We start from the raw sequence: 20,897 nt of genomic DNA, 5'->3' as shown, positions 1-20,897 counted from the left end.
CTGAAAAGGCCTAAGAAGGAAAACTGTTATAGTTTTATGCTGAAAGTCTGTTTCTACAACCAAAATGTGACGCGCCTTACAATCGAATCGAATCAATTTTTATGCGGAGTACTGCATGTTCGGTTTAGACGCTTTTCATCTGGCAAGAATTCAGTTTGCATTTACTGTCTCCTTCCACATTATTTTCCCTGCCATTACTATCGGGCTTGCCAGCTATCTGGCAGTGCTAGAAGGGTTATGGCTGAAATCTAAAAATCCGACTTATCGTTCGCTATACGATTTCTGGTCAAAGATCTTCGCTGTTAACTTCGGCATGGGCGTGGTGTCCGGGCTGGTAATGGCCTATCAGTTCGGCACTAACTGGAGTGGTTTTTCTCAATTTGCGGGCAGCATCACCGGGCCGCTTTTGACCTATGAAGTGCTGACGGCATTTTTCCTGGAAGCCGGGTTCCTGGGCGTGATGTTATTTGGCTGGAAACGTGTCGGGCCTGGGCTTCATTTCTTTGCCACCTGTATGGTGGCACTGGGCACACTTATCTCGACCTTCTGGATTCTGGCCTCTAATAGCTGGATGCAAACGCCGCAAGGGTTTGAAATTCACAACGGCCAGGTGGTGCCGGTGGACTGGTTCGCGGTGGTATTTAACCCCTCCTTCCCTTACCGCCTGTTGCATATGTCGGTAGCCGCATTCCTCAGTAGTGCCTTTTTTGTTGGTGCATCGGCAGCCTGGCATTTGCTGCGTGGCAACAAAAGCCCAGCCATTAAAACCATGTTTTCAATGGCGCTTTGGATGGCGTTAATTGTTGCGCCTCTGCAAGCCATGATTGGCGATATGCACGGACTCAATACCTTGAAACACCAGCCTGCCAAAATTGCCGCTATTGAAGGCCATTGGGAGAATGTACCCGGGGAGCCAACCCCGCTACTGCTATTTGGCTGGCCAGATATGGAGCAAGAGCGCACGCGCTTTGGTCTTGAGATCCCGGCACTTGGCAGCCTGATCCTTACCCATAGCCTGGATAAGCAAGTTCCTGCGCTAAAAGAGTTCCCAAAAGAAGACCGCCCAAACTCAACGATAGTGTTCTGGTCGTTCCGTATTATGGCAGGCCTGGGCATGTTGATGATTCTGGCGGGCGTGATGAGTTTGTGGCTGCGCTATCGCCATCGTTTATACGAGAACCGCACCTTCCTGCGCTTTATGATGTGGATGGGGCCATCCGGGCTCATTGCTATTCTGGCCGGTTGGGTCACGACAGAAGTGGGACGCCAGCCTTGGGTTGTATATGGTCTACTGCGCACTAAAGATGCTGTTTCAGCACACGGCAACTTGCAGATGAGCATCAGCCTTCTGACCTTCTTTGTGGTCTATATGTCGGTATTTGGCGTGGGGTATAGCTATATGATCCGCCAAATTAAGAAAGGGCCACAACCGTTTAACGACGATACACCTCCTTCGCACGGCACACCTTCTCGTCCGCTCTCTGCGGCAACTCAATCATTAGAGGAGTTACGTTAATGGGCGTCGATCTGTCAGTTATCTGGTTTGTCATTATTGTCTTCGCAACACTTATGTACATTGTGATGGATGGTTTTGATCTCGGCATCGGCATTCTGTTTCCGTTTGTTCGTGATGCAGATGACCGCGATGTGATGGTGAACAGCGTGGCTCCCGTTTGGGACGGCAACGAAACCTGGCTGGTTCTCGGGGGAGCTGCATTATTTGGGGCGTTTCCTCTCGCGTACGCCGTTATTATTGATGCACTCACCATTCCGTTAACGTTAATGCTCATCGGCCTGATTTTTCGTGGTGTGGCATTCGAGTTCCGCTTTAAAGCAACGCCTGCGCATCGGCCTTTCTGGGATAAAGCGTTTATTGGTGGCTCAATAGTGGCGACGTTTTGCCAGGGCATTGTGGTTGGGGCGGTAATTTCCGGCTTCCCGGTCATCGGGCGCACCTTTGGTGGCTCGCAACTGGACTGGATTACACCGTTTAATCTGTTCTGTGGAGTTGGTCTGGTGGTGGCGTATGCGCTACTGGGGGCGAGTTGGCTGGTCATGAAAAGCGAAGATCCATTGCTTAAAACCATGCGTAAAGCCGTAAAACCACTGCTGGTGATGATGTTGGCTATTATCGCAATTATCAGTATCTGGACGCCACTTGCTCATCCGCAAATCGCAGCCCGCTGGTTTAGCGTGCCGAATCTGTACTTCCTGTTGCCGGTCCCCCTCCTGGTGGTGTTGTGCAGCATCTGGTTATGGAAAGCAGTCGGTTCTGAGGAAAGCTGGCATAGCACACCGTTTTTGCTGACGCTGGGGCTGATTTTCTTAGGCTTTAGCGGACTGGGCATCAGTATCTGGCCCTATCTCATTCCGCCGTCAATTACGCTTTGGCAGGCCGCAGCGCCACCGCAAAGCCAGGGGTTTATGCTGGTCGGCGCGCTGTTTATTATCCCGATCATTTTGGTTTACACCTTCTGGAGCTACTACGTTTTTCGCGGAAAAGTACAACATGGCGAGGGGTATCACTGATGAAACAGACCGGGATCCGTTTGTTATGGATGGTGGCGTTATGGGGCGCGAGTGTTTTGGCTTTGACCGCTGTGGGGATGGGATTCCGGCTGTTGATGACAGCCGCCGGGTTTAAGTCCTGAGATAAAAATGTCGGATAACGTTTACGCATATCCGACATTGATTTTTACCTGGCTAACACACCGCTTGCCACACTCATATAACGCAATGAGAAGTAGACTCTGTCCTGCCCCGGCGGGACAGGTGTCGCAAGCCATTTTTGCTGATACTCCGCTGGTGCAGGGGTCGCTTTAAAAGTTTTGGCCTGCTTATCCTGACGGAACAGTTCGATAACTTTCCCCGCAGACGGTGCTTTCAGGTACAGCGCCCGTTCAGCAGCAGTCAGCATTTGCGTTCCCGCTCCATCCTGCACCCACACTTTTACGCCACTATGACTAAGGGTTGTTACCCATTTACGGTAAGAGTCAGGTGTCATATTTCCGGCAAAGAAGCTACTCACAGCAACGGGTTTATCAGCAACTGCCGCCAATGACAGACGGGTTTTACTCAGCCAGCTAAGCGCTGCTTGCTGCATTTGCGGGTCACGCCAGCGCAGGTCATCGAGTTCACTACTGATATACCAACCCGCAATCGACTTTTCACCCAGTACGTCTACCCAACGTTTTGCTACTGCAACATCATCAGCACGTAAGCGATTGAGATAATTTTCTAGCGCGGGGAGCGGCTGTTTTTGCCGTTCGAAAAATTGACCGTCTGCAGCAAGGCCGATAACGAGCTTCATACCGTTGGTAGTGGTTAGTTGCGCTTTATGTTCAAGCCAGGCGCGAGATTCACCATCGCGAAACGCATTATCGTAGCGGCTCCACTGCAATACCAGGGTATCAATTCCCTGCCCTTTGAGTTTGTTCAACACGCTCTGCCACTGGGCATCAGTCACTGTGGTATCACGCAGTTGCGGCTGATACATCACCGCATTCATGGCATTGGCAAAAGGGGTAACCAGCAGTAACGCGGTTAATAGGATCTTCATTACCAGCGGGCTCCCAGAGTCAGGAAAAGATTATTTTTGGAGTCTGTATCGCGGTTATGCCCGGAGAACGCACGCTGATACTCAAGCCCAACACTGACTTTGTGTGGGAAGGCGCTGTAGTGTGTCTCCCCAAACCAGGTATTCAGTCTCACACCGACACCACCAAGGGTGTTGTCACGATACGGAGTATCAGTACTGGCGTTGTACTGGGCATGCCAGTAAGGCTCAATAGTTTGTTTGCCGTTGATTTTTTGATGCCAGCTCATGCGGTAATCGGCGGTATAAACTTGATAATCCGCTTTAACAAAGTGCGCCGCATCCAGATAGAGATTTTGAGCTATCCAACCATTTCCTGTCGGATGCCAATCATCACTATATTTACCGCCGTTAAAGAACGAGGCACTGGCACGCAGCATAACGTCAGCCTGGCCGTGATGATGATCCAACGGGATCTGTTGTTCAGCCGCCAGATAAATAACCTGGTCACGAAGCGGTTTCCAGCGCACACCAACACCCAACATTGGCTCATATACCGGCATAAAGTTCTGCTGGCCATTGCTGTCGCTACCTGCAAACACACGGCTGTAAACGGAAAGCTGATCGCCGTCGATGAGTTGGTTTTTACCGATACGGTACTCAGCCTCAAATTGTTGATAGCTACGATAACTTTTCCCCTGCTGAACCCCGTTATTGCTGCCTCCACTATTAAGTGAGTCTGGCGTTAAACCGAATGAACCATCGTAGGTGAAAGTCCAGCGACGTTGGCTATCTTCGTGAGTTCGGCGGAACGCAAAACGGTCTTCTTGTTGTTTGTCGCTCAGCTGTTGTTGTGGCGTGATGCTGTTATCAATGTCATCCACAACTTGCTCGCTGTACTGCTTAGTTTTCGGCTTATCGTCCAGTCGTTCATTGAGATACACCAACTGGCGTAAGATCTCTGGCGAGTCCGTGTGGGTTTCACGGGCTTTTTCCAGTGCATCGCGGGCTTCGCGATGCTTACCTTGCGCTAATAGTGCAAAACCACGTGCGGCATCATCCATTACGGGAGTCGATTCCAGTTTCAGATCCGACATTCCACGCTGTGAGGCAACATTCTGCCAATGGGCAAAGGCCTTTTCGTCTCCGGCAAGTTTTGCGCTGCGAGCCGCAGCCTGCACATCGTTATCCACCATTTCTGTGGCAGGAACCTGTGCCCAACTCGCTTTGGCAAGTGCGTAATCTTCTGTAGCGTAAGCCAGATAAGCCACCTGACGTTGGTAAAATGGCGAAGGGTCACGCGCAACCGCTTGTTCGGCAGCGTAAAGCGCAAGGCCTGGATGCCCCGGATAGCATTGCGCAAGATGCGACCAGCTTTCAGCGTCATACTGCGCAGATAAATCACCTAATATGTTTCGCACCTGCGTGCAGTTTTCCTGCCCCTGGAATAGTCGTGCCTGTGCCATACGTTGCGTGGCGGTCGGCAAAGGTCTGGCAAGGCGAGCTTTATTTTCGGCGGTCAACCAATCCGGATGTGCTGCAAGCTGGCTATACAAACGTATACTCAGTGAATGCTGTAACTTACCGGCCTGAGTAAATGGCCAGTAACGCAATAGCAATTTTGTAGCCGCTTTCCCCTGACCCATAGAAACCAGCTGAAAGCTGGCAGTTTCCAGTTCTTGCGCTGATAAACCGCGAGTTTGCGTGATTTTACTAATGAGCTGCATGCTGGACTGCGTGTCTTTCTGCGCCAGACTTAATGCTAAACGCTGATCGAGCGCCTGCATTTCCGGGAAGGTATTGAGCAGTTCGTTCGCCCCTTTCCAGTCACCTTTTTGGATGCGGATGGGTACTAACGTCGATAAAACATACTGTTTGTTTTCTGGATGTTTAACGCTCCATCCCGCAACTGTGCGCCCTGGTTGCTGGCTATAGGTTGCCAATAACCGCATCCAATTACGTTCTTCTATGGCTGAATCAAATACCGGTTTACGGTTTGCGAGATAACGGCGCAACTGAGTCAGAGCATTACGCTCAGCCAATGACTGCGCGTAAGCCAGTTGCATTCCGGCACTGTTCATCACTCCCTGGCTTTGCAAATCCAGGATTCGTTGGTCACGCTGCATATGTAACAGAATGGCAAACCATTGTTGATACTGTGCGTCAGTCAGTGTCGCCTCACTGTCCAACAGGGCAAAACCCTGGTCTGCTGCACTCCACTGTTGCAAGAAAATTGCCCGCTGCGTGTAGTTGTCCGTCAGTTGCTGCCCCTCTTTTGAGTGACGGAATTTCGTGTCAGACAACTGCGCTCGGGCAATATCTAACTGATTGAGTTTGAGAGCATAGTTGCCTACTTCACTGCGACACTGAACGCCCGGTGAGGCATCGCAGTTTTTCTGGAATGCCAGCAATTGCTCGTAGGTTTTGACTTCTGGAGCAGGCACAGGAATCGCCACCAGTGCGCGCTGTAAGTCAGCGTTTTGTGGCCTTTTCGCGAGCTCAGTTTCCAGCAATTCCCGAGCTTTCTTATCGTGGCCGAAGTGCCGATAAGCCTCAGCAAGCCATAACGACAAGCGCACACTCTCGGGGGCCATTGCATGGGCATGTTCAAAACTACGCAATGCACGAGTTTCATCATTTGCTTTCAAGGCTTCATGTGCCCGCTCAATATGCGGATAAACCTTGAAGTAAAGGTAATCATTGAGTCCTAGATCTTGTTTAGATCCTTCCTTAGCAGCCAAAGCTGGTACGGCAAGTAAAACACCGCAAACCAGAGCTGCCAGCGGGGTTAGACGTATCTTCATCCTGCCTCCCCGTATAGTCGAGCCTGTTGCAATCCGCTGATACCTGCTTTTTGCAGTAGGCCTTTGAACGAGGGTTGCAATCTCTTTTGCTGTGCCAGCGCGTGATCAACAACGTGTTGACTCACTACCCCTTCTTGCACCAGAAACTCGCCGAACATCAAATCGCTGCGTTCATAACGTAATAGAACAGCTCGCAGAACAGCTTCATTGAGGTGAGACTCATTACTCAACACTTCAGCAAACAGAAGTTGCCCGGAGACATATTTGTCCCAAATCTCATCAGCCTGCGCTTTCGTGAGAAGGTTTTCTTTGACGGCACAGTCGAGCAATTGCTTTTCCTTCGTCAATTGTTCATCGCCGTACCAATGACGCAGGCCAATAACTACCTGGCCTCGCGGCACAATAACGTAGCTCACATTCCGCCCGAGTTTGCGGCCCAGCGCCGACAGCGAAACCGGATCGATCGAGTTTTCACAAGTCAGAACAAGGGTGTCGCCTTCCATGCGCAATGGCAGAACCGCATGGTGCTGCACCACTTTTGCAGGAACGCTCTTAATCAATGATTCATCAAGTGCAAGAGGATCGATTGACTCCATTGGCACTTCAGCTTGTTTTGCCAGCGCAACAGCAAGCTGATATGCAGTGATATAGCCCAATTGCACCAGACTTCCGCCCAGTTTTAGGCCTGGAATGCGCTTTTGCAGCGCTTCTTCAAGTTCAGCCTGGGTAATCACACCAGAATCCACCAGGATATAACCCAGAGGTTGAGCAGAGCGTTGATCGCTTACGGTCGGGAAATCGTGAGTAGTTTTATCCCATGCCACGCGACGTGGATCGCCATGTTGGATAACCTGCTTAATCGCCCGCCAGTTCGCCACAAAGTTAATCAAGTTGCCCCAGAACAAGCGCGGCAATACCAATAAACCTTGCCCCAGTCCGTAATAGCCTGTCACGAATATCATGCGTTGAATGATGCGGTTAGACATCAGCAGTAAGTTAATCCACAGCAACATCGTCAGCCATGTACCGCCGACAAATATTGATAAGAATTGCCATGCCCCATCGACCATGCGCTGATAAATGATGATGGCAACCAGTTGCAGCATTACTAGCATTGCCGCGAAACTGAGAAAGTTTGCAATCGCACCTTTGCGGTCGCGCCACAGGAAATAGTTGAGAACCGGGCTTGAACTCCAGCGGTGAGTTTTAAAACCCTGGAACACGATGCCGATTATCCAGCGAGACTTTTGGCGCACAGCTGTGGCAAAGGTGTCAGGGAAATATTCGCGCACGCAGATAACATTGGCGGTTCGAGCACGTTGACCAAAAGGTTTGGCCGATTTGTCATTTGCGTCAACAACCGGGAAGCGACAAAAAATCTCTTCCATCCCTTTTTGACGCAGACGGAAACCAATATCGTAATCTTCCGTCAGGCTCTGCACATCAAACGCAATGCCGTCACCATCGGCTAATAGCGCCAAAACCGCACGGCGGCTAAAACATGTACCCACCCCTGCGCTGGGTACCTGCCCCGCTAAGGCCTCACGTACCGGTACATCTTTACCATGCAGCTCTGAAAATTCATCCAGATAACTCAAGCTTGTGAAGTGTGTCCATTTGCGTTCAAACGGATAAACTGGGATCTGAATTAAGTCTTTTCTATCAACCAGATAATTAAAAAGACGCAATTCGAGTGGAGAAATAACATCTTCTGCGTCATGAAGAATAAAACCGGAGAAATTAAAACGCGCGCTGTTTTCAAACTGTAAAATAGCATCCAGAATGTTGTTCAGGCAGTCTGCTTTGCTGGTGGGACCAGGCCGTGCGCATACCACTTTATGAACATTTGGAAAACGTGCGCAGACTTCATCTACATCACGTTGCGTATCCGGGTCATTAGGGTAAGTCCCTACAAAGATATGGTAGTTTTCGTAGTCCAGTGAACTGGCGGCAAGACGCGCCATATTACCGATAACCCCGGTTTCATTCCATGCAGGGACCATAATAGCCAACGCTTTTTCTTGCGGCTCATATAGGGCTTTATAGTCCAGATAATCATTTTTGCGGTATACCGTAACCGAGCGCCATACCCGGCGAACCCAGTAAACAATATCGATAAATAAATCATCAATTCCGCTAATTAACATCAATATCGCCAGAGTAATAGCGACAACTTTCAAACCGTAGAGATACGTTGAAAAGTAATCAACAAACCAGTCCATTTTTTACCCCAAAGGTCACGTAAAGCCTGTTGCAGCCATCCACAAGAGGTCAGATGCATCTACAGTAAGGCCTCAAATGTTACCGGTATCATAGTGTAATAAGATAAATCCAGGAAGGATATAAATCTAGAATTAACGTTTTTTACAATCCATGAAATTGTATCATCAACGCTAAAACCAGTGTTTTCAACTGACACTTACAACTGTTACAGGATATACAGCAAGGAAACAAAATGAGAATTTTCTATAACAGTGAGGGGCATTTCTTGCCAGAAATGGCTTTGATCTTTACATTGACGGCCTGAATAGTGAGGGAGAAACAAACATGACTTATATCTGGCTGATTGTGGCAATTATTGCAGAAGTGATTGCGACCACTTCACTGAAACTCTCCGAAGGCTTTAGCCGTTTATGGCCAAGCGTGGTCACAATTGTGTTTTACGGCGTGGCGTTTTATTGCCTATCGGTAACCATGCGCACCATCCCTACCGGGATTATTTATGCAATCTGGTCAGGTGCTGGAATTGTGTTAATCGGTGCGGTGGGCTGGATTTTTTTGGGGCAGAAACTCGATTGGCCGGCGATTGCGGGTATGGCATTGATCATTATTGGCGTGTTGGTCATTAACTTGTTTTCAAAGTCGGTCGCGCATTATTCCCTCTTTTTATAGCCATGTTTGCGGTCTTTTCCAACACGAAAGCTTGCCAGCATGGCATATCAATTATTAACCATTCGTAAACCAAATCTTAACTATTGAACCTTTTACACTGCTGACAATTCTTTTGCTTTATTTCTAAAAGTTGAATAGTAACTAGACGAAATTATCTATACAGTGTGCCCGTCAAGTTAATGAGGTTGATGGTAATGGTTAAACAATTGAGGTCAAAATTAGGGATGATTTTGTTGCTGATAGGCACGGCGCTCTTTTCCGGCCAGACTACAGCGCAAACACATGGTCATTTTTATTTGGTCGTCAAAAGTGCTGACATGTTACTACGCCATCAGGCTGATAGTGACGAAATCCGTCAGGCTGCCGAAGACTCCGCCGCCGATTTTCGTGAGCAGCATTTTCACGTGAAGGAGCGCCGCGCGGGGACTTATCCACTTTAAGACGATATAACTCAGTTCGATTTAAACGAATATCTACTGTGGTAAATCGAACTGAGCTCTTCAATCGCTCTTACAAATTGCCCACCCCACCATCTATTAATAATTCGCTGCCGACCATAAAGGCAGACTCATCGGATGCGAGAAAGACGGCAGCTTTTGCCAATTCGAGAGCCGTACCCAAACGACCTATTGGCACGAGCGCACGAATCTCTTCGCGGAGTACTTCCTCCGATGCACCATTGCCAAGCTTACCCAAAGCCGGGGTTTCAGTTGGGCCAGGGCTTAATCCATTCACCCGAACTCCTCGCGAGTGCAGCTCGCCAGAAAGGGTTCGCGCGAGAGAAAGGATTGCGGCTTTGCTGGCCGCATAAGCATTGCTTTGTGGCAAACCAATATGTGCACTCACGGAACCACAGACAATTATCGACGATGGGTTAGCCAGAAGTGGCAATAGCGCCTGAATCATGAAGAACGGCCCTTTAAGATTGGTATTCATCAATCGGTCATAACTGCTTTCGTCCCATTCCTGTAACGGATGATGCGTTACGTCACCGGCATTTACATACAACACGTCGAGACGCGGGCACCATTGTGCAATCTGTTCAGCCAAATCACGTTGTTGATCGATATCTCCCGCATCGCTGCGAATGATATGTACATTTCCCAGTTGCTCTTTCGCGGCCAATAATCCTGATTCGCTACGTCCGGTGATAGTAACCGTCGCCCCTTCCGCAAGAAACTGCCGCGCCGTCTCAAACCCAATACCGCTAGTGCCACCGGTGATTAATGCGTATTTACCTTGAAGTCTGCCCATTACCGTTACCCCGCGATTGGCTAGTCAGGGCATTATTTACGCTATAGTATCTTTTGGATAGTAGGTACCGTTTGGATACTAAGGCACTTGATGGGATGGATTGACAATTCACAGGAGCAAACATGATAAATAATTTTTCGGCCTTGCCAATAGCAGGTGAAAGCTGCCCGATGGTCAGTTTTGTGAATCTGATTTCTGGGAAATGGGCAATCCCGATTCTTTACCGCTTGATAATCATTGGTGAGCCGGTGCGCTTTAGCGATCTACAGCGTGCGGTTCATCCCATTACTCAAAAAGAGTTGACGCGCCAGCTACGCCAATTTGAATCCAGAGGATTGGTGACCCGGCAAGTCTTCGCAGAAGTGCCACCGAGAGTGGAGTATCAGATAACGGAATTAGGAAAGTCGCTACGCCCTACGCTTGATTCATTAGCAGACTGGATGCGGGAAAATAGTGAGAAGTTGAGAGAGTAGCCCCCTCACTGATACGCTATTAAATAGAATCAGTGAGGGTTTTTAACGGTTACTTATCGCCGAAATGGATAACGGTACGAATCGATTTACCTTCATGCATTAAATCGAAGGCTTCATTGATTTGTTCAAGCGGCATACGGTGGGTGATGAACGGGTCAAGGTTGATTTTGCCAACCATCGCGTCTTCCACCATACCTGGCAACTGTGTACGCCCTTTCACTCCACCAAATGCAGAACCACGCCATACGCGGCCGGTTACTAACTGGAACGGACGAGTTTTGATCTCTTGACCTGCGCCCGCTACACCAATGATAACGCTTTCGCCCCAGCCTTTATGGCAGCATTCCAGCGCGGAACGCATTACATTGACGTTGCCGATACATTCAAAGCTGAAATCCACGCCGCCGTCGGTCAGTTCGACAATCACATCCTGAATTGGCTTTTCGTGGTCTTTCGGGTTGATGCAATCGGTCGCACCCATTTCGGTCGCCAGTTTGAATTTCTCTGGATTGGTGTCAATGGCCAGAATACGCCCGGCTTTCGCCTGTACCGCACCCTGAATCACCGCCAGACCAATACCACCCAGGCCAAATACTGCAACAGTATCGCCCTCTTTTACTTTCGCAGTATTGTGCACTGCACCGATACCGGTGGTGACACCACAACCTAACAAGCACACTTTATCCAGTGGTGCTTCCGGGTTAACTTTTGCCAGAGAAATTTCCGCAACCACAGTGTACTCACTGAAAGTACTGGTGCCCATGTAGTGGTAAATCGGTTCGCCATTATAAGAAAAACGCGTGGTGCCATCCGGCATCAAACCTTTACCCTGAGTGGCACGAACGGCCTGGCACAGGTTAGTTTTGCCTGATTTACAGAACTTACACTCGCGGCATTCTGCGGTATACAAAGGAATGACATGATCGCCTGGTTTCAGGCTAGTAACACCCTCGCCCACTTCCATAACGATACCGCCGCCTTCGTGGCCCAGCACTGCCGGGAACACGCCTTCAGGATCATCACCAGATAAGGTGAAAGCGTCGGTATGGCAAACGCCAGTATGGGTAATCTTTACCAGCACTTCGCCTTTTTGTGGCGGTGCTACATCAATTTCTACGATTTCAAGCGGTTTGCCTGGGCCAAATGCAACAGCTGCACGTGATTTCATGTTCTTCTTCCGTCGTCAGGTGGGAGTGATTTTATTTTAGATAAGAGCGAATTAAATTACCGACTTCTGCCATACGTACAGCACGCTGATCCTCAGAGGTTTCCCCCGCGACCAGCTCGTCTTTTAGATGGATCTCCATCATTTCGCCCATCAGGCCGTTCGCCGCTCCGCGAACCGCTGCGATTTGTTGCAAGATGGCGATGCAAGGATCGCCATTTTCCAGGGCGCGCTCTATTGCTTCAGTCTGGCCCCGTATGCGTCGCACGCGAGTCAGAATGCGTTTTTTGTCTTCAGGTGAATGTGGCATTTTGACCTCCTGATACTATAGGGGGGTATGGTACACTATTTTCAGAAATATTGATGAATTTCTATTTTTGTTAAATAACAAAGAATTAAGTTCAAGAATAAACACACAGGTGAATCAGCGCTGATAAATGTCTGTCTGCAAATACGTCAACAAGTCGAATGTTTAAACCACGATGGAATCATAGCAGAGCGATTGTTTCACTGAGGAATGGTGCGAATGGAAGAAAGAAGGTGAGAAAAAGTAGCCGTTGGTGTTGTGGCTGTTGCGGTGTCATAACACCAACGGTATTTATGCTCTGCTACTTTTTGCGAAAGAGATTAATAGCAACTGCCGTCAGAATCCCTATCAGGGGCATGGCTATAGCGCCCGCTAAAAAATTATGCTGGTCTATTCGCTTTTCCCGGCGGATATCAGCAAAGCGGGCAAGCGCGTGTTTTTCATCAATGGCACTGACCTCTTCGAATTGTTTTTCGTAACCCTGTTCAGTCAACCGAGCGGTTTCGTCCGTGTCAGACCTTTCTAATACAACGGTTTGTTTACCTTGTTGAAAAAAACAATAATCCGGCATTTGGTGCTCCACATTGAGGAATATGTGATTAAACAACATACAGAGCGGTATTAATTGCGTACATACCTGCCTGCGGATTCGCATCCAACAGCTCACATATTTGCATTTTAGTTGATCAATTCCAGCAAAATATGAAGTAATACTGGGATAGCTAACTGCAAGGTTCATCTGCTTTCACCCTACTTCGTTTGAGCCATCTGTCGGCACCACATCTTTTTGCGTGCGTGCAACGCTAACGTCATAGCCGCTCTCATCCCTCCATGCAGTATGGCGGCTAACTGGCGAAGTTCTATCATTTCGTTTATCGGTATAAAGGGTCGATTCTTTCGTGAAATCTTGGAAAATGAAGACCTATTCCTTAACGCAACCAATAACTAATGGTTAGGATGCGGCGTAAATCAAGAAGTGTTAAAATGTGGCAATATTTTAAAGAAGAACAAAAAGCGAGCTTCGACACATTGATGAAACTAAGTATTATCATCCCATGCTACAACTCTGCCGAATTTATTGAAGATTGTCTTGAATCCGTCCTCCCTAATATCCAAAGTGATATGGAGGTCATCGTTGTCAATGATGGTTCGACTGACAATAGCAGTGACGTTATAAAAAACGTCGGGCAGCGTTATCCTGATCAAAACTTGATCATTATTAATCAAGACAACGCTGGTTTATCTGCGGCCAGAAATAAAGGGTTAAGCATAGCTTCCGGAGAATATATTTCACTCCTGGATTCTGATGATATTTATGATCGACAATTTTGGTGTGAAGTTCCTCCTCTTCTTAACGATTCATCGATTGATATCATCGAGTTTAATGCTGAACAGTTTGAGAATGAACTATCGAACATAGTCGAACATATTGATTGTGCAGTTTTTTCTGGAAAAAAGCATATCTCTTCAATCGAACAATTGAAGCCTGCATTTCAGCGTTCCAAGTGGTATCCATGGGCCAGGGTTTACAAAAAATCGTTATTTCTGGACAACAATATTGAATTCCCAAATGGAAGGTTATACGAGGACATGAGCACTGTCCCTGCTTTGTATTTAAAATGTAAATGCATTTTTGGAGTTAACAAATCACTTATCTGGTACCGTTTTCACAAAAGAAGCATCACCCAAACTTTCAGGCAAAAAGATATTTCTGATTTGGTTTATGTTGCAACCAAACTATCATCTCTTTCAAAAGAGAACCCTGAAGCAAAAGAAATTATTTTCCCTACCATGCAGAGGGTGTTTAATTTTATTAAATACACTCTGGTTAAAAATAAACAGGCAAATTTTCCGCTGTCAGAACAAAGAGCATTGCAAAAGGCATTAATGTCTTTTATAAGCGAATTCAAGCTCTCTCGTAAAATTCAAATACTCATTCTTCCTGTTTATCTAAATACTATCGTAAGAATAAGAAAAAAATAATTTAGTCTACGCGAGTTGGCCCTTCCAACCATTCTGGATTTCCAGGGCCAACTCGGTTGAATTTAGCCCTTTTTACCAGGCATCATGCGCAGCAATGTATTGTCTCTCCACACATAATGGTGGAACAGTGCGGCAAAGGCATGAATGCCAATCACGAAGTAACCGATGTTAGCGATAAGCTCGTGGTAGCTCTTAATGGTAAATTCCATATCCTCATCAGGTTCAATCGCATGCGGCATAGGAATGCCAAACACCGACCAGTCACTGCCTTTAAAGTACACTGTTGTAAAGCCGAGAATCGGTAACACAATAAACATCAGATAGATAATCGTGTGCACCAAATGGGACATTCCCGTAATAGCAGGATGCGGTTTTGGAGTAATTGCTGGCGCGCGATATTTAATGCGTATCAGCAAGCGGGCAATCATCAAAAAGAACACGCTGATCCCACAAGTCACATGAGTTGCGTTGAAGACAGGACGATACGATCGCGGTGCAAAACCTTTCAGTTCCATCGCGCAATATGCCCCCACTATCAATAAAAAAACCAGCCAATGAAGTGTTATCTGTAACGAGGTGTATTTGCTGCGCATTAGGGTGTCCTGCTTAGTCACAATTATTTTTCCAAGATAGCGGCTAATTCTTAGAAAATCATTAACATCTGGTGAAATTATCTAACATCCCCCCTAACAAAACCTGTTTGCGGCACCTCGGTTTATGAACTATCACTAGAGTTGATTAAGGATTGAGCAATTCCTGATGATTAAAAGTGGGGTTCATATCATGAAAAAAATCGGTATCAATGGCTTTGGTCGCATTGGTCGTCTGGTATTACGCCGTGTTCTTGAAACTAAAAGCGAAGTTGAAATTGTCGCTATCAACGATCTTACCTCGCCAAAAGTGCTGGCCTACTTGCTTAAGCATGACTCCAGCTATCATAACTTTGACGGAACAGTGGATTACACTGACGATGCGTTAATCGTCAACGGTAAGAACATTGCGGTGTATGCCGAAAAAGAGGCGAAAAATATCCCGTGGGGGAAATTGGGTGCTGAGATCGTTATCGAGTGCACTGGTTTCTATACTTCGGAAGAGAAAGCCAGCGCACATCTGGACGCAGGTGCGAAGAAAGTGCTGATTTCCGCTCCCGCTGGCGATATGAAAACCATCGTCTTTAACGTTAACTGCAACACTATTACGCCAGAAGATAAAATCCTCTCTGTCGCCTCCTGCACCACTAACTGCCTGGCGCCAATGGCGAAAGCGCTGCACGACAACTTTGGTATTAAAGTTGGCACCGTGACCACCATCCATGCATATACCGGTACACAATCACTGGTGGATGGCCCGCGAGGTAAAGATCTACGTGCCTCTCGTGCTGCGGCACAAAATATTATTCCGCATACCACAGGTGCTGCAAAGGCTATTGGTCTGGTGATCCCTGAACTGCAAGGCAAACTCAAAGGGCATGCGCAACGTGTACCGACACTTACTGGTTCAGTAACAGAACTGGTGTCTATTCTTGAGAAAAAGGTGACGGTAGAGGAAATTAACGCAGCGCTGAAAAAAGCAACTGAGGGCAATGAATCGTTTGGCTATACCGATGAGGAGATTGTGTCGTCCGATATAGTCGGCACGAATTTTGGTTCGGTGTTTGATGCAACACAGACAGAAGTTACCGAAGTTGGCGATTTGCAATTGGTTAAAACCGTGGCCTGGTACGATAACGAATACGGTTTTGTCACGCAGTTGGTACGTGTATTGGATGCGGTAGCGAAGGAATAACAGATCCCTCTCCCTGTCTGATTCGCAGGGAGAGGTTTTAAAGACTTATTTCAGCAAACGCACTTTAACTGATTTGCCTTTGATCTTGCCCTGTTGCAACTGTTTCCACGCATGGCGTGCAACAGACTCACGAACCGCAACATAAACGTGCATTGGGTGCACATCGATTTTACCGATATCCGCCCCATCCAGCCCCATGTCGCCAGTCAACGCACCAAGAATATCGCCCGGGCGCATTTTCGCTTTCTTGCCACCATCAATACACAACGTCACCATTGTCGCTTCAAGTGGTTTGATGCTGCCACCGGTTGGTGCAGGCTGCCAGCTCAGGGACAAGTTCAGCATTTCAGCCAACACGCTGGCGCGTTGTGCTTCTTCTGGCGCGCAAAGACTGATAGCTAAACCACTTTCCCCCGCACGCGCGGTACGGCCGATGCGGTGAACGTGAACTTCCGGGTCCCAGGATAGTTCGTAGTTGATGACCATTTCCAGCGCTTTGATATCCAGGCCACGAGCCGCAACATCGGTTGCCACTAACACCCGGCTGCTACCGTTGGCGAAACGCACCAGCGTTTGATCGCGGTCACGCTGTTCCATGTCGCCGTGCAGCGCCAGCACGCTTTGATTGCTTTCGCTCAGTGCATCACAAACGGCCTGACAATCTTTTTTGGTATTACAGAACACTACGCAAGACGCGGGCTCATGCTTGCTAAGCAGTTTTTGCAGCAGGCTGATTTTGCCGCTACGTGAGATTTCGTAGAACTGCTGTTCAACAGACGGCAGTTCGTCTACTGAATCAATTTCGATAGTTTCCGGGGAACGCTGAACACGGGAACTGATTGCGGCAATCGCGGTAGGCCAGGTCGCAGAGAACAATAACGTCTGGCGATCCTGTGGTGCATAGCTAATGACTTCATCAATTGCATCTGCAAAGCCCATATCCAGCATACGGTCGGCTTCGTCCAGCACCAGCGTTTGTAAAGCGTTTAACTTAACGGTCTCTTTTTTCAAGTGGTCCAGTAGACGGCCTGGTGTTGCGACAATAACATGCGGCGCATGTTGCAATGAATCACGCTGGGCACCAAATGGCTGGCCACCACATAACGTCAGCACCTTGATATTTGGCATATAACGCGCAAGGCGACGTAATTCTTTGGCCACCTGATCGGCCAGTTCACGCGTTGGGCATAGCACCAGCGACTGAGTGATAAACTGGCTCGCATCAATATGTTGCAACAAACCAAGGCCAAAGGCCGCAGTTTTACCACTGCCGGTTTTCGCCTGAGCACGGACATCTTTCCCAGCCAGTATCGCGGGTAATGCAGCCGCCTGAACAGGCGTCATGGTGTGGTAACCAAGTTCGGTGAGATTGGCGAGTTGTTCTGCTGGCAGAACGTTTAGGGTAGAAAAAGATGTCACAGTTATACTCTCAATTAATGGGCTGTCAGACAGCGTCTGGCGCGCATCTTAGCAGATTTGAGGTGGCAAGGCGGCAGTTTCAGGCAAAATAGCGCTGGAGTTTTCAATCATAAAGCGACCATGGGTAAACGTCGGCCCCACTGTTTGTTTGGAACATAAACGGAAATCAAACGATACCCGAGATAATTCTTAAGCATTGCTAGTCGGATTTAATAACCACATATACAATGCGAAGCTGTTTATGGTAACCATAATTAAAATAAGGTATTTATGAAAAAGTTAATGATAGCGGTTGTTGCTTCTATGGTTTTATCTGGCTGTGCTCAGCAAACATTTACGATTAACAAGGATATTGCTGAGAAACCACAGCAAACCACTACACACCATTTCTTTGTTAGCGGAATTGGTCAAACAAAAACTGTTGATGCTGCAGCTGTATGTGGTGGCGCTGATAAAGTTGTTCGCACTGAAGTGCAGCAGACATTTGCTGACGGTTTCCTGGGCTTTATCACTCTGGGGATTTATACCCCTCGTGATGCCCGCGTATATTGCTCTAAATAAATACCCTTGCCGGTGTTATACCCGTCGTACTTCAAGTTGCATGTGCGTTGGCTACGTTTACTCTCCTGACAAATCTGCCTGGAGCAGATTTGAACGCTGTTTACAGCGCCCCAAAGGGGCCAGCGCAAGCGCTGTTCAAAAGGCTGAAGCCTTTTATCCTGCATCTTGAATTATTTTGGGTATATGCACCGATATTAAACATTGTTGATATGGTTAATACAAAATAATAACATGCCGAAATGATACTATCAGGCAATAGTATAAAAATAAATAAGAAGATAATTTTCAATGACATGGGGATTTAAAATAGCAACAGCAATTCTTGTTGTTGTCGTGCTAGTTTGGTTGATGCTAATTATCAATACATTTGATAAATATGCACACTTTCATTATTTGATCGATCAAATTGAAGGGACTTACTTGAGGTGACCTAAGTTAAATCACCTCAATTTATAATATTGTACTGATTCTAAAATCCCACCACTGACACATTGCCATTTCACAAAATTTCTCTAAAATATCAATGCATTAACTAGTATGCGTGTTGATATTGAGATAGACCATTAACTCAGCTTTTGCGCTCTGTTTAGCGGCTGCGTCTTCGGCAACAATATAAAATGTTCTGGATGAACCTTCTGGTGCTTTCTCAGCAGGATAAACGGTGTAATTTAAATCCTTCTTACCTGATGCTATCTGGCATTTCATAGCCCATGCATTCACCTCTTTCTCATCACTCATACATGTCGTCGGCCCGTAGGAATAGCTGAGATAAGAACCCACCCGCTCCTCTGCATCTTTTACATAGGATGGAGCGCAGTTGAGCCAATAAACCCCGCAAAGCACTAATGCAAGTGGAGTTGCGACTAAAGAAATAAGATGTGTTTTTTTCATGATCCCAGAGCTATTTTAAATTAGAGGGCTCGAAGTATATAGGAATCCGCTTATTGATTACACATTTTGAAATGGTTTTTTATATTTGTATTAAATCGTATTCAATCACGCCAATTATAACTGTGCGTGAATATTGATTTTGATACTAGTTTGCGGTATCTATATTTTAATTTATTGTTAATAACATGTTGTACTCAGCAGTATAAAACTCGTAAGTAATTAGTTTTTCCCCTAAAAGTATATCCATAAAATATTTAAGCCTTTCTGTTTATTTGGCAATTATCTCTCATCGCCATAATTCCTGGCATCAATACCTGCCCGTGTATAGGCCGTCATTCCATACAAGATTCGAACAGTAGGACATGCTAAAAGCTGCGAGCCATGCCTCTCACTGGAAAATACCCAACGGGAATCACCTATGGAATGGCTACCAAATTTAGCTTGCGACTCTGAAGGCAGATAATGTCTATGCGAGGTATTGCTTCCACATGCGGTTAGCTACGTCTTAATTGTACATATATGAACAATTCCTCTATGCTTGTAATTAAGTTAACTCATGTCTCAGTTTTTAGCTGGCACAGATTATAGAGGAGGACATATGGCTAACACAGTACAGAAAGACCATCTAAATGGCGCCATTGACCCCAGCAAAGCGCTACCTGTGGTGTTTCGCATTCTGGATAAATGGCACTGCAATTCTGATGAACAGCTGAAATTACTGGGTATTTCATCGCGTTCAACATTGAACAAATACAAAGAGTCTGGCGGGGGAATTCGTCTAACCTTGGACATGCAGGAACGAATGAGCTACATCCTCAATATTCATAAGTGTCTGCGATTGCTGTTTACAGCTGACGACAGTATTTATGGCTGGGTGCGCAAACCTAATAGCCATCCTTTCTTTGCTGGACGTACAGCAATGGATGTGATGAAAAGTGGCCGAGTGGCCGACCTGTATGAGGTTGCCAAACGGCTGCATGCATGGCGTGGGGGAATGGCTTAATGCAAGAGCCGCCACTAACCAAATTCGAAGGGGAGAAAGCCTATCGGATAATCCCAAGTCGCTATCCAACAATTGATTTGTATGAGGACGTGGCTAGCACCGACGAACTTGAGGCTGTTTGGGCTATAGAGGCAATGACCAATGACCGGTTAAAAGAAAAGGCCGGAGAGTTATCATTGGTACCAAAACACGATTGGTTGGTGGGTATTCATGGAAGCAGTTATGTAATGGCGGCATTCACCCATTTAAATCCGGAGGGAGCACGATTTACCACTGATGATTTTGGCGGCTACTATTGTGCTCCTAAGTTAGATACCGCTATCAAAGAAACGGTGTACCACCAGGAGCGTGTATTAGGTTATACCTGCGAGCCTGCACAGAAAGTGCAGATGCGCGTTCTGTTAACTACATTTGACGCAACCTTGTCTGATATTACAAGCGAACCGTTCCTCTCCTCACCTATCTATCACGCCACGGATTACAGCCAGGCAAAAGCCTTTGCTCAGACTCAGAAGTCCCAAAACGTGGACGGTATCCATTATCGCTCCGTTCGCCATACAGAGCATTTTTGCTATGTACTCTATCGACCTTGCCTGATTACTCATGTTCATCAGGCGCAACATTTAGAGTATCAATGGAATGGGAGCGCCATTACAAATGTACTCAGTATTCAGCTATATGGTGAATAGCGGAAAACCGTTGGTTTGCCTGCGCCATTTTTTCGGTAAACATTTCAGCGGATACTACTGAAATGAGTAGTATCCTTTTGAACTGCCGTAAAAGTATGGTTCTGTTTGTGGCTCATCTGTAACTTAAGCGACAAGC

General features: G+C 47.1%; 21 protein-coding genes. 11 read left to right on the top strand and 10 right to left on the bottom strand.

Annotation, left to right across the window (positions count from 1 at the left end; translation table 11 throughout):
* The first annotated feature begins 115 nt into the window (after positions 1-115).
* From EDF88_RS01865 to EDF88_RS01855, 3 genes are read left to right on the top strand one after another with little or no spacing between them, the layout of a single operon-like run.
* Positions 116-1,516, top strand: coding sequence for a cytochrome ubiquinol oxidase subunit I (locus EDF88_RS01865; RefSeq protein WP_064519129.1), 1,401 nt, complete (start codon positions 116-118; stop codon positions 1,514-1,516).
* Positions 1,516-2,529, top strand: coding sequence for a cytochrome d ubiquinol oxidase subunit II (cydB, locus tag EDF88_RS01860; protein WP_064519131.1), 1,014 nt, complete (start codon positions 1,516-1,518; stop codon positions 2,527-2,529). Before EDF88_RS01865 ends, cydB begins: the two co-directional genes overlap by 1 nt.
* Positions 2,529-2,651 (top strand): DUF2474 domain-containing protein, encoded by a 123-nt coding sequence (locus EDF88_RS01855; protein WP_064519133.1) that lies wholly within the window; start codon positions 2,529-2,531, stop codon positions 2,649-2,651. The genes cydB and EDF88_RS01855 overlap by 1 nt, the downstream gene beginning before the upstream one ends.
* A gap of 44 nt (positions 2,652-2,695) precedes the next feature.
* On the opposite strand, the gene EDF88_RS01850 is transcribed toward EDF88_RS01855, so the two are convergent.
* Genes EDF88_RS01850 through nrfB form a run of 3 tightly spaced genes read right to left on the bottom strand, consistent with a single transcriptional unit; the run spans position 2,696 to position 8,561 of the window.
* Entirely contained in the window at positions 2,696-3,559 is an 864-nt protein-coding gene (locus EDF88_RS01850) for a DUF4434 domain-containing protein (RefSeq protein WP_134182494.1), read from the bottom strand.
* Positions 3,559-6,339, bottom strand: a complete 2,781-nt coding sequence (locus EDF88_RS01845; protein WP_134182492.1) for a tetratricopeptide repeat protein — start codon at positions 6,337-6,339, stop codon at positions 3,559-3,561. The genes EDF88_RS01850 and EDF88_RS01845 overlap by 1 nt, the downstream gene beginning before the upstream one ends.
* A complete protein-coding gene (gene nrfB / locus EDF88_RS01840) occupies positions 6,336-8,561 on the bottom strand; it encodes a cyclic di-3',5'-guanylate-activated glycosyltransferase NrfB (protein ID WP_134182490.1) in 2,226 nt (741 codons plus the stop codon). The genes EDF88_RS01845 and nrfB overlap by 4 nt, the downstream gene beginning before the upstream one ends.
* Before the next feature lie 325 nt (positions 8,562-8,886).
* Here nrfB and EDF88_RS01835 point away from each other — a divergent pair, with 325 nt between their 5' ends.
* Positions 8,887-9,231 (top strand): SMR family transporter, encoded by a 345-nt coding sequence (locus EDF88_RS01835; RefSeq protein ID WP_134182488.1) that lies wholly within the window; start codon positions 8,887-8,889, stop codon positions 9,229-9,231.
* A 194-nt stretch (positions 9,232-9,425) separates the two neighbouring features.
* Positions 9,426-9,671 (top strand): DUF2554 family protein, encoded by a 246-nt coding sequence (locus EDF88_RS01830; protein WP_134182486.1) that lies wholly within the window; start codon positions 9,426-9,428, stop codon positions 9,669-9,671.
* 70 nt (positions 9,672-9,741) lie between these two features.
* On the opposite strand, the gene EDF88_RS01825 is transcribed toward EDF88_RS01830, so the two are convergent.
* Complete coding sequence (locus EDF88_RS01825; RefSeq protein ID WP_134182484.1) at positions 9,742-10,485, bottom strand: SDR family oxidoreductase; 744 nt, start codon at positions 10,483-10,485, stop codon at positions 9,742-9,744.
* Between the two features lie 122 nt (positions 10,486-10,607).
* Here EDF88_RS01825 and EDF88_RS01820 point away from each other — a divergent pair, with 122 nt between their 5' ends.
* Positions 10,608-10,958, top strand: coding sequence for a helix-turn-helix domain-containing protein (locus tag EDF88_RS01820; RefSeq protein WP_134182482.1), 351 nt, complete (start codon positions 10,608-10,610; stop codon positions 10,956-10,958).
* 49 nt (positions 10,959-11,007) lie between these two features.
* Here the strand turns inward: EDF88_RS01820 and EDF88_RS01815 are convergent, their stop codons facing one another.
* From EDF88_RS01815 to EDF88_RS01805, 3 genes are all read right to left on the bottom strand, one after another.
* Positions 11,008-12,126: an S-(hydroxymethyl)glutathione dehydrogenase/class III alcohol dehydrogenase gene (locus tag EDF88_RS01815; protein ID WP_064519145.1), complete on the bottom strand. Its 1,119-nt coding sequence runs from the start codon at positions 12,124-12,126 to the stop codon at positions 11,008-11,010.
* Positions 12,127-12,157: 31 nt separating this feature from the next.
* Complete coding sequence (locus tag EDF88_RS01810; protein ID WP_064519147.1) at positions 12,158-12,433, bottom strand: metal/formaldehyde-sensitive transcriptional repressor; 276 nt, start codon at positions 12,431-12,433, stop codon at positions 12,158-12,160.
* A 298-nt stretch (positions 12,434-12,731) separates the two neighbouring features.
* Complete coding sequence (locus tag EDF88_RS01805) at positions 12,732-13,001, bottom strand: hypothetical protein (protein ID WP_134183220.1); 270 nt, start codon at positions 12,999-13,001, stop codon at positions 12,732-12,734.
* 413 nt (positions 13,002-13,414) lie between these two features.
* Here EDF88_RS01805 and EDF88_RS01800 point away from each other — a divergent pair, with 413 nt between their 5' ends.
* Entirely contained in the window at positions 13,415-14,413 is a 999-nt protein-coding gene (locus EDF88_RS01800) for a glycosyltransferase (protein ID WP_134182480.1), read from the top strand.
* Between the two features lie 62 nt (positions 14,414-14,475).
* Here the strand turns inward: EDF88_RS01800 and cybB are convergent, their stop codons facing one another.
* Positions 14,476-15,006, bottom strand: a complete 531-nt coding sequence (gene cybB / locus EDF88_RS01795) for a cytochrome b561 (RefSeq protein ID WP_134182478.1) — start codon at positions 15,004-15,006, stop codon at positions 14,476-14,478.
* 190 nt (positions 15,007-15,196) lie between these two features.
* On the opposite strand from cybB, the gene gap reads away from it, so the two are divergent.
* Complete coding sequence (gap, locus tag EDF88_RS01790; RefSeq protein ID WP_134182476.1) at positions 15,197-16,198, top strand: type I glyceraldehyde-3-phosphate dehydrogenase; 1,002 nt, start codon at positions 15,197-15,199, stop codon at positions 16,196-16,198.
* A 45-nt stretch (positions 16,199-16,243) separates the two neighbouring features.
* Here gap and dbpA read toward each other — a convergent pair whose 3' ends face one another.
* Positions 16,244-17,617, bottom strand: a complete 1,374-nt coding sequence (gene dbpA / locus EDF88_RS01785) for an ATP-dependent RNA helicase DbpA (RefSeq protein ID WP_064519155.1) — start codon at positions 17,615-17,617, stop codon at positions 16,244-16,246.
* Positions 17,618-17,887: 270 nt separating this feature from the next.
* Between dbpA and EDF88_RS01780 the strand changes: the two genes are divergently transcribed.
* Entirely contained in the window at positions 17,888-18,178 is a 291-nt protein-coding gene (locus EDF88_RS01780; RefSeq protein WP_064519157.1) for a Bor family protein, read from the top strand.
* Positions 18,179-18,706: 528 nt separating this feature from the next.
* On the opposite strand, the gene EDF88_RS01775 is transcribed toward EDF88_RS01780, so the two are convergent.
* Positions 18,707-19,069 (bottom strand): hypothetical protein, encoded by a 363-nt coding sequence (locus EDF88_RS01775; RefSeq protein WP_064519159.1) that lies wholly within the window; start codon positions 19,067-19,069, stop codon positions 18,707-18,709.
* A gap of 598 nt (positions 19,070-19,667) precedes the next feature.
* Between EDF88_RS01775 and EDF88_RS01770 the strand changes: the two genes are divergently transcribed.
* Positions 19,668-20,072: an MbcA/ParS/Xre antitoxin family protein gene (locus tag EDF88_RS01770; RefSeq protein ID WP_134182474.1), complete on the top strand. Its 405-nt coding sequence runs from the start codon at positions 19,668-19,670 to the stop codon at positions 20,070-20,072.
* A complete protein-coding gene (locus EDF88_RS01765) occupies positions 20,072-20,761 on the top strand; it encodes an RES family NAD+ phosphorylase (RefSeq protein WP_134182473.1) in 690 nt (229 codons plus the stop codon). Before EDF88_RS01770 ends, EDF88_RS01765 begins: the two co-directional genes overlap by 1 nt.
* Positions 20,762-20,897: the final 136 nt, after the last annotated feature.

Source organism: Buttiauxella sp. BIGb0552 (assembly GCF_004366275.1).
Taxonomy (GTDB): Bacteria; Pseudomonadota; Gammaproteobacteria; order Enterobacterales; family Enterobacteriaceae; genus Buttiauxella; species Buttiauxella gaviniae.
Note: the sequence above shows the minus strand (reverse complement) of the source record. Positions and strands in the feature narration are given on the sequence as shown.